Origin of the sequence: Streptomyces sp. NPDC002790 (assembly GCF_040295505.1) — a bacterium.
Classification (GTDB): domain Bacteria; phylum Actinomycetota; class Actinomycetes; order Streptomycetales; family Streptomycetaceae; genus Streptomyces.
The window spans coordinates 24,941-32,372 of sequence record NZ_JBEOVM010000072.1 but is presented as its reverse complement, the minus strand read 5'-3'; the positions used below and the strand labels follow the sequence as shown (position 1 = coordinate 32,372).

At 69.6% G+C, this 7,432-nt stretch carries 10 protein-coding genes; 4 read left to right on the top strand and 6 right to left on the bottom strand.

Features of this window, described 5'->3' with window-relative positions; all coding sequences use genetic code 11:
- Positions 1 to 108: 108 nt before the first annotated feature.
- On the bottom strand, positions 109 to 1,101 hold the full coding sequence (locus ABT004_RS25970) for a thiamine-phosphate kinase (protein ID WP_351341384.1): 993 nt from the start codon (positions 1,099 to 1,101) through the stop codon (positions 109 to 111).
- A 241-nt stretch (positions 1,102 to 1,342) separates the two neighbouring features.
- On the opposite strand from ABT004_RS25970, the gene ABT004_RS25965 reads away from it, so the two are divergent.
- Both ABT004_RS25965 and ABT004_RS25960 read left to right on the top strand, forming a co-directional pair.
- Positions 1,343 to 1,576, top strand: a complete 234-nt coding sequence (locus ABT004_RS25965; RefSeq protein ID WP_016642988.1) for an Lrp/AsnC family transcriptional regulator — start codon at positions 1,343 to 1,345, stop codon at positions 1,574 to 1,576.
- 20 nt (positions 1,577 to 1,596) lie between these two features.
- On the top strand, positions 1,597 to 2,109 hold the full coding sequence (locus ABT004_RS25960; RefSeq protein ID WP_351341381.1) for a DUF3515 domain-containing protein: 513 nt from the start codon (positions 1,597 to 1,599) through the stop codon (positions 2,107 to 2,109).
- Positions 2,110 to 2,133: 24 nt separating this feature from the next.
- On the opposite strand, the gene ABT004_RS25955 is transcribed toward ABT004_RS25960, so the two are convergent.
- From ABT004_RS25955 to ABT004_RS25945, 3 genes are all read right to left on the bottom strand, one after another.
- Entirely contained in the window at positions 2,134 to 3,297 is a 1,164-nt protein-coding gene (locus tag ABT004_RS25955) for a D-alanine--D-alanine ligase family protein (protein ID WP_351341378.1), read from the bottom strand.
- 144 nt (positions 3,298 to 3,441) lie between these two features.
- On the bottom strand, positions 3,442 to 4,452 hold the full coding sequence (locus tag ABT004_RS25950; RefSeq protein ID WP_351341375.1) for an NAD(P)H-dependent glycerol-3-phosphate dehydrogenase: 1,011 nt from the start codon (positions 4,450 to 4,452) through the stop codon (positions 3,442 to 3,444).
- Entirely contained in the window at positions 4,449 to 5,252 is an 804-nt protein-coding gene (locus ABT004_RS25945) for a lysophospholipid acyltransferase family protein (RefSeq protein ID WP_351341372.1), read from the bottom strand. The genes ABT004_RS25950 and ABT004_RS25945 overlap by 4 nt, the downstream gene beginning before the upstream one ends.
- A gap of 121 nt (positions 5,253 to 5,373) precedes the next feature.
- Here ABT004_RS25945 and cofC point away from each other — a divergent pair, with 121 nt between their 5' ends.
- Together cofC and ABT004_RS25935 are read left to right on the top strand one after the other, a co-directional pair.
- Entirely contained in the window at positions 5,374 to 6,009 is a 636-nt protein-coding gene (gene cofC, locus ABT004_RS25940) for a 2-phospho-L-lactate guanylyltransferase (protein WP_351341369.1), read from the top strand.
- Between the two features lie 13 nt (positions 6,010 to 6,022).
- A complete protein-coding gene (locus tag ABT004_RS25935; protein ID WP_351341366.1) occupies positions 6,023 to 6,235 on the top strand; it encodes a hypothetical protein in 213 nt (70 codons plus the stop codon).
- A gap of 109 nt (positions 6,236 to 6,344) precedes the next feature.
- Here the strand turns inward: ABT004_RS25935 and ABT004_RS25930 are convergent, their stop codons facing one another.
- The gene (locus ABT004_RS25930) at positions 6,345 to 7,031 is read right to left on the bottom strand and encodes an HU family DNA-binding protein (RefSeq protein ID WP_351341363.1); all 687 of its coding nucleotides are present in this window, start codon (positions 7,029 to 7,031) and stop codon (positions 6,345 to 6,347) included.
- 132 nt (positions 7,032 to 7,163) lie between these two features.
- Positions 7,164 to 7,403 carry an SCO5555 family protein gene (locus ABT004_RS25925; protein WP_266714505.1) on the bottom strand — a complete coding sequence of 80 codons (240 nt, stop codon included), beginning with the start codon at positions 7,401 to 7,403 and terminating at the stop codon, positions 7,164 to 7,166.
- Between the last annotated feature and the right edge of the window lie 29 nt (positions 7,404 to 7,432).

Here is a 7,432-nt window from a genome sequence, read left to right as displayed (position 1 = left end):
TGTTTTTTTTAACACGGGGCCCCCCGGGGGGCCCGTTTTTTTTTTCCCCCATCCCCGGCGTTTTTCCCCCCCCGGGGGGGGGGGGGGGGCCCCCCCCCCCCCCGCGCCTCACGACTCGATCTCGCCCCCGGCGAACCCGTCGTCACCGTCCCCGAAGTGGTCCCAGCCGCCCTGGTTCGTCCAGGGCGCCCCGTCCACGGTCACCCGGGACAGCGCCGAGGGGCCCAGCACCTCGCCGATCACCTTCCAGCGCGCGGGCAGCTTCACGGACGGCGGGAAGGTGGCCACGATCGCGTGGTCCTCTCCCCCGCTCAGCACCCATTGCAGCGGATCGACGCCGACGGCCTGGCCGATGTCGCTCATCTGCGAGGGCACATCCACCTGCCCCGACTTGATGTCGATACGGACCTTGCTCGACTCGGCGATGTGGCCCAGGTCGGCGATCAGCCCGTCGCTCACGTCGCACATGGCGGTGGCGCCGAGCCCGGCCGCCGCGGGACCCGCGTGGTACGGCGGTTCGGGGCGGCGGTGCGCCTCCACGAAGGCGCGGGGCGAACGGAAACCGCGCGAGAGCACCGCATATCCGGCCGCGGACCAGCCCAGCCAGCCGGTCACGGCCACGACGTCGCCGGGCTGCGCGCCGGCCCGGGTCACCGGTTCGTGGCCCTGCATGTCGCCGAGCGCGGTGATCGCCACGGTGATCGTGTCGCCGCGCACGACATCACCACCGACCACGGCGGCGCCCGCCACCTGGCACTCGTCGCGCAACCCGTCCATCAGCTCCGACGGCCAGGACGCGGGCAGTTCGGCGGGCACCACGAGGCCGAGGAGCAGCGCCGTCGGCACGGCGCCCATGGCCGCGATGTCGGCGAGGTTCTGCGCCGCGGCCTTGCGCCCGACGTCGTACGCGGTGGACCAGTCGCGCCGGAAGTGCCGGTTCTCCAGCAGGACGTCCGTGCTGGCGACGACCCTGCGGTCCGGCGCGGCGATCACGGCGGCGTCGTCGCCGGGACCGATGCGTACGGCCGGGGTGGTGGTGAGCCGGGAGGTCAACTCCCGGATGAGGCCGAACTCCCCCAACTCGCCGACGGTGCCCTTCATGCGCGTACTGCCCTTTCTGCCCTGGTTCGCTGCCGCCCGCCAGGGCCGTATGCCCCGGCCCGCTTGCGGTCGCGGGCCGTCTCTGTCATGGGTACCGTTCTTGTCACGGGCCTGCCTTCCACGTCCGTCGGACACCACAGCCGCCACCGGGTCTCCCCGCGACGAGCGGTGACGCGATAACGTGGCGTCCCTTCTCCCACATGATCCTCGTGATGATCCTCGTGGCCGCCCTGGAGGTTCCGTGGTACAGGCGTACATCCTGATCCAGACCGAAGTAGGCAAGGCGTCGACCGTCGCCGAGCTGATCGGGAAGATTCCAGGAGTGATCCAGGCCGAGGACGTCACCGGCCCCTACGACGTGATCGTGCGCGCGCAGGCGGACACGGTCGACGAACTGGGTCGCATGGTGGTCGCCAAGGTCCAGCAAGTGGACGGCATCACGCGCACTCTGACCTGCCCGGTCGTCCACCTGTAGTCCCCGTCTACGCTGTGCCGGTGAAGTCATATCGTCACCGGATCCGGCACGGCCGGCTGAGCCGCCTGTCCATCGCGGTGCCCTCGCTCTCCTTGCTGATCGCCGCCGCGGGCTGCGCTTCGACGGACGAGGCGCCAAAGGCGGCGGTTCCCACTCCGGACGCGAAGGCCGCCAAGCTGTGCCGGAACCTGGACAAGGTCCTGCCGGAGAAGGTCGACGGACTCGAGCGCAACGATCCCGAACCGGGCTCGGAGCTCACCGCGGCGTGGGGAAGCCCCGCGATCATACTGCGCTGCGGCGTGCCGTGGCCCGACGCGGCGTTGAAGACGAGCAGCAACACGGCGACGATCGACGGCGTCGGCTGGGTCGCCGACGAACTCGACGGCGGCGCGCAGCGCATGACGACGGGCGGACGCCTCGCCTACGTAGAGGTGACGATCCCCAAGGACGAGGTCACCAAGAACGGGGCGGGCTCCCTCGTCGACCTGGCGGGCCCCATCAAGAAGGCGATCCCCAAGGGGATCGCCGACTAGAGGGCTTGTCATGGGAGGGGCGGTCTACCGCAGTCCGGTCGACCGTCGCAGTGCCGCCTGGATGAGCCGGTCCACGAGTTCCGGGTACTCGACCCCGGTCTCCTGCCACATCCGCGGGTACATGGAGATCGGCGTGAAGCCCGGCAGCGTGTTGATCTCGTTGATGACGAACTCGCCTTCCTCGTCGAGGAAGAAGTCCGCCCGCACGAGCCCCTCGCAGGACATCGCCTCGAAGGCGTCGACGGCGAGCCGGCGGACCTCGGCGGTCTGCTCCTCGCTCAGCGGCGCGGGCACGATGCCGGCGGCGGAGTCGATGTACTTCGCCTCGAAGTCGTAGAAGGCGTGGGAGTCGGCCGGCGGGATCTCGGCCGGGACGGAGGCACGCGGCCCGTCCTCGAACTCCAGGACCCCGCACTCGATCTCGCGCCCGACGATGCCGGCCTCGACGATCACCTTCGGGTCGTGCTCACGGGCGGTCTCGATCGCCTCGTCGAGCCCGTCGAAGGAATCGACCTTCGTGATACCGATCGACGAACCCGCGCGCGCGGGCTTGATGAACAGCGGCCAGCCGTGGTCCCCGACGAAGTCGGCGACGCGGCGGCGGGCGCCTTCCTGATCCCGCTCCCACTCGCGGGGGCGGATCACCAAGTAGGGCCCCACCTTCAGTCCGAAGGACGTGAAGATGCGCTTCATGTACTCCTTGTCCTGGCCGACGGCCGAGGAGAGCACACCGCAGCCGACGTACGGGGTTCCGGAGAGGTCCAGGAGGCCCTGGATGGTGCCGTCCTCGCCGTACGGGCCGTGCAGTACGGGGAAGACGACGTCGACCTCGCCGAGGGCCTTGGGGACGGATCCCGGCTCGTTGTAGACGACTTCGCGGGACATCGGGTCGACCGGGAGGACCACGCCGCCCTCGGACGACTCGGCGAGATCGGCGACGTCCGGCACCTGGCGGTCGGTGATGGCCATCCGCTCCGGATCGTCCGTCGTCAGCGCCCAACGCCCCTCACGTGTGATGCCGACCGGCAGCACGTCGTACTTGGAGCGGTCGATGGCGCGCAGCACGGCGCCCGCCGTGACCACGGAGACGCCGTGCTCGGAGCTGCGGCCACCGAAGACGACGGCCACACGCGGCTTGGGCCCACCTGCGGTGGACGCAGGGCTCTGGGGGAGGTTCTCGCTGCTCATATCGCGTTGAGCGTACCTGCTGGTAGTACAAGAGTCAGCGCCCCCAGAGCCTGGGGCCTGTCGTCAAACTCCCGTCGTCGCCCGCCGGGCAGGCGGGAGTTTGACGACAGGCCCCAGCTGTGCCGCCGACTCAAAGAGAGGCTCTCAGCGTCGTTCCGGCTTGGCGGAGCGCGACATGAGCTCCTTCACCGCGACGACCGGGGCCTTGCCCTCGTGGACGATCGCGACGACGGTCTCCGTGATCGGCATGTCGACGTCGTGGCGGCGCGCCAGATCCAGCACCGATTCGCAGGACTTGACGCCCTCGGCGGTCTGCTTGGTGACCGCGATGGTCTCCTGAAGGGTCATGCCCTTGCCGAGGTTCGTGCCGAAGGTGTGGTTGCGCGACAGCGGCGAGGAGCAGGTGGCCACGAGGTCGCCGAGGCCCGCGAGCCCGGAGAACGTCAGCGGGTCGGCGCCCATGGCGAGCCCGAGCCGCGTCGTCTCCGCGAGCCCGCGCGTGATGAGCGAGCCCTTCGTGTTGTCGCCGAGCCCCATGCCGTCCGCGATGCCGACGGCGAGCCCGATGACGTTCTTGACCGCGCCGCCCAACTCGCAGCCGATCACGTCGGTGTTCGTGTACGGCCTGAAGTACGGGGTGTGGCTGGCGACTTGGAGGCGCCGGGCCACGGACTCGTCGCGGCAGGCGACGACCGCGGCGGCGGGCTGCCGGGCGGCGATCTCGCGCGCGAGGTTGGGCCCGGTGACGATCGCAATGCGGTCCTCGCCGACCTTCGTGACGTCCTCGATGACCTCGCTCATGCGCATCGCCGAACCGAGCTCGACACCCTTCATGAGCGAGACGAGAACGGTGTCGGGAGCAAGCAGCGGGGCCCACTCCCCCAGGTTCTGGCGCAGCGTCTGCGAGGGCACGGCGAGCACCGTGAAGTCGGCGTCCGCCGCGGCCTCGGCCGGGTCGGAGGTCGCCCGCACGTTCTCCGGGAGTTCCATACCGGGCAGGTAATCCGGGTTCGTACGCGTGGAGTTGACGGCCTCGGCGAGTTCGGCGCGGCGGGCCCAGAGGGTGACGTCGCAGCCCGCGTCCGCGAGCACCATCGCGAATGCGGTGCCCCAGGAGCCGGTGCCGAAGACGGCGGCCTTCACGGGTCGGGTCACTTGCTGCTCTCCTCGCTCGTGCCGCTCACTACTGAACTGCCGCTCTCCGCCTGCGACTTGCCGTTGGCCGCCTGCGCCTTGCGGCGCTGCTGGATGCGGGCCTCGCGGGGGTCGTAACGCTTCTGCGGGGCCTTCTCGCCGCGCAGCACCTCCACCTCGGCGGTGATCGCGGCCATGATGACATCGGTCACCTCCTTGAGGAGGTCGGGCGTGATCTCTCTGTCGTAGTACGCGGAGAGGTCGACCGGGGCGCCGGCGAGCACGTGGTGCGTCTTGCGCGGGAAGAAGTGCGGCTTCTTGGAGTACGGCGCGAGCGCTTCGGTGGCGCCCCACTGGCCGACCGGAATCACCGGGCACTTGGTCTGCAGAGCCACGCGCGCGACACCCGTCTTACCGGTCATCGGCCACAATTGGGGGTCGCGGGTGAGCGTTCCTTCCGGATAGAAGGCGACGCACTCACCGCGCTCCACCGCGTCGATCGCGGCACGGAAGGCGCTCAGCGCGTTCGTGGACTCGCGATAGACCGGAATCTGTCCCGTACCGCGCATCGCGGCGCCCACGAACCCCTTCCTGAAGAGGCCGTGCTTGGCGAGGAAACGCGGGACCCGTCCCGTGTTGTACTGAAAGTGGGCGTAGAGGAACGGATCCAGATGCGAATTATGGTTGACCGCGGTGATAAAGCCTCCGTCGGCCGGAATGTTCTCCATTCCACGCCAGTCCCGCTTGAACAGAACCACCAGCGGTGGTTTGCAGAGGACCGCGGCGAAGCGGTACCAGAAGCCGATTCTGCGGCGGGACACTCGGACACCTTCCTCTAGGGGGGCCAGGGCCGCACAAGTCTCGCCCCGGCCCACCGGCCTGTCGAGAACACCGTACGCCCGCGCAGACAGCCGCACCTCATGCACAGGTCACAATGGGCGCGTGCAGTGGACCCTGGTGATACCGCTGAAACCGCTGGTGCGGGCCAAGAGCAGACTGGCCCCGACGGCGGGAGACGCCCTGCGCCCAGGCCTCGCCCTGGCGTTCGCCCAGGACACCGTGGCCGCGGCGGGGGCCTGTGCGGCCGTGCGGGATGTGGTGGTCGTCACGGACGATCCCCGCGCGGAGCGCGAACTGACGGCCCTGGGCGCCCACGTGGTCCCCGACCCCCCGCAGGCGGGCCTCAACGCGGCGCTGGCGCACGGAGCGGCGTTCGTGCGCTCCGCACGCCGGACCGCCGCCATAGCCGCTCTGAACGCCGATCTGCCGGCTCTGCGGCCCTCCGAATTGGCCCGCGTTCTCTCGACGGCCGCCGCATTCCCCCGCGCATTTCTGCCCGATGCCGCCGGAATCGGCACAACACTCTTGTCCGCGGGCCCCGGCACGGAATTGCTGCCCGCATTCGGCGGGGCGTCGCGCGCCCGCCACACGGCGTCCGGCGCCGCGGAACTCCCCCTCGAAGGCGTCCACTCCGTACGCCAGGACGTCGACACCGGCGAGGACCTGCGGGCGGCGCTCGCCCTCGGCGTGGGCCCGCACACCGCGAGGGCCGCAGCGGGGCTCCTGATCCCGGACTGAGTACGCTGCCCGTATGCAGGCCACCGCGTACACGTACGACCCCGAAACCCGTGCCGGCAGCGTCCTCCTGGACGACGGCACGCCCGTCCCCTTCGACGCCGCCGCCTTCGACGCGGGCGGCCTGCGGCTGCTGCGCCCCGGGCAGCGGGTGCGTATCGAGGTGCAGGACACCGAAGGCGCGGCCGACGCGCGGCAGATCACTCTGGTGACCCTGCAGACTTTCTGAAAACCCCGTGGGGCCAGGTGAGGCCCCCTGGACACACCGCGGGCCGGTCTCCCCGAAGGGAGCCCGGCCCGACGCGTGAGCAACCTTGTGGCTACGCCCGAGAAGCGACTTACTTCTTGCGAGCGGTGGCCTTCTTGGCGGTGGTCTTGCGCGCCGTCGACTTCTTGGCGGGCGCCTTCTTGGCCGTGGCCTTCGTGGCGGGCGCCGTCTTCTTGGCGGTCGCCTTCTTCGCCGGGGCCGCCTTCTTGGCGGTGGTCTTCTTCGCCGTGGCCTTCTTGGCCGTGGCGGCCTTCTTCGCCGGAGTCGCCTTCTTGGCCGGCGTCGCCTTCTTGGCGGTGGTCTTCTTCGCCGTGGCCTTCTTGGCCGTGGCGGCCTTCTTCGCCGGAGTCGCCTTCTTCGCGGCGGCCTTCTTGGCGGTGGTCGCCTTCTTGGCGGCGGCCTTCTTGACCGTCGCCGAAGCGCCGCCGCTCAGGCTGCCCTTGGGCGCCTTCTTGACCGCGACGTCGTTCTTCGGGAGCTTCTTCGAACCCGCGACGAGGTCCTTGAAGCCCTGGCCCGCACGGAAGCGCGGCACCGACGTCTTCTTGACCCGGACACGCTCCCCAGTCTGCGGGTTGCGGGCGTAGCGGGCCGGGCGGTCGACCTTCTCGAACGAGCCGAAGCCCGTCACCGAGACGCGGTCACCGCTGACCACGGAACGGACGATGGCGTCGAGTACGGCGTCGACCGCGTCAGCGGCCTGCTGACGGCCACCGACCTTGTCGGCAATGGTTTCTACGAGCTGCGCCTTGTTCACGTCTTCCCCTTCGGAGACATTGCCGGAACGAATCTCTTTCGCACCGGCTTTTTCGCACGTTAGGCAGATATATACCGCAAATCAAACGCGAAACGGGCTAATCACCCTTGTGCCGCAACGAACTGGACAGTCTCAGAGTTCCTCTTCAGTGATGGAGCCCTCTTCGAAGTCGTCGAGGTCCGCCATGAATCGCTCCAGACGCCTTGCCGCACCGGCGAGATCGTGTTTGGCCGCGGCCGTGACGGCCAGCAGCTTCCGGGTCAGCGCCATCCGTACGCCCTCCGGGACTTGCAGTGTGCGCACTCTGGCGTGCGCTTCCTTGAGTTGGTCCGCGACCGCCGCGTACAGCTGGAGTTGGCCGTCGTGTTCCATGCACAGATTGTGCCATCTGGGGCGAGTTG

What these genes read in the sequence shown, in the direction of transcription:
- ABT004_RS25970 (WP_351341384.1), bottom strand. Translation starts at nt 1,101, where the DNA reads ATGAAGGGCACCGTCGGCGAGTTGGGGGAGTTCGGCCTCATCCGGGAG.
- ABT004_RS25925 (WP_266714505.1), bottom strand. Translation starts at nt 7,403, where the DNA reads ATGGAACACGACGGCCAACTCCAGCTGTACGCGGCGGTCGCGGACCAA.
- ABT004_RS25935 (WP_351341366.1), top strand. Translation starts at nt 6,023, where the DNA reads ATGCAGGCCACCGCGTACACGTACGACCCCGAAACCCGTGCCGGCAGC.
- ABT004_RS25955 (WP_351341378.1), bottom strand. Translation starts at nt 3,297, where the DNA reads ATGAGCAGCGAGAACCTCCCCCAGAGCCCTGCGTCCACCGCAGGTGGG.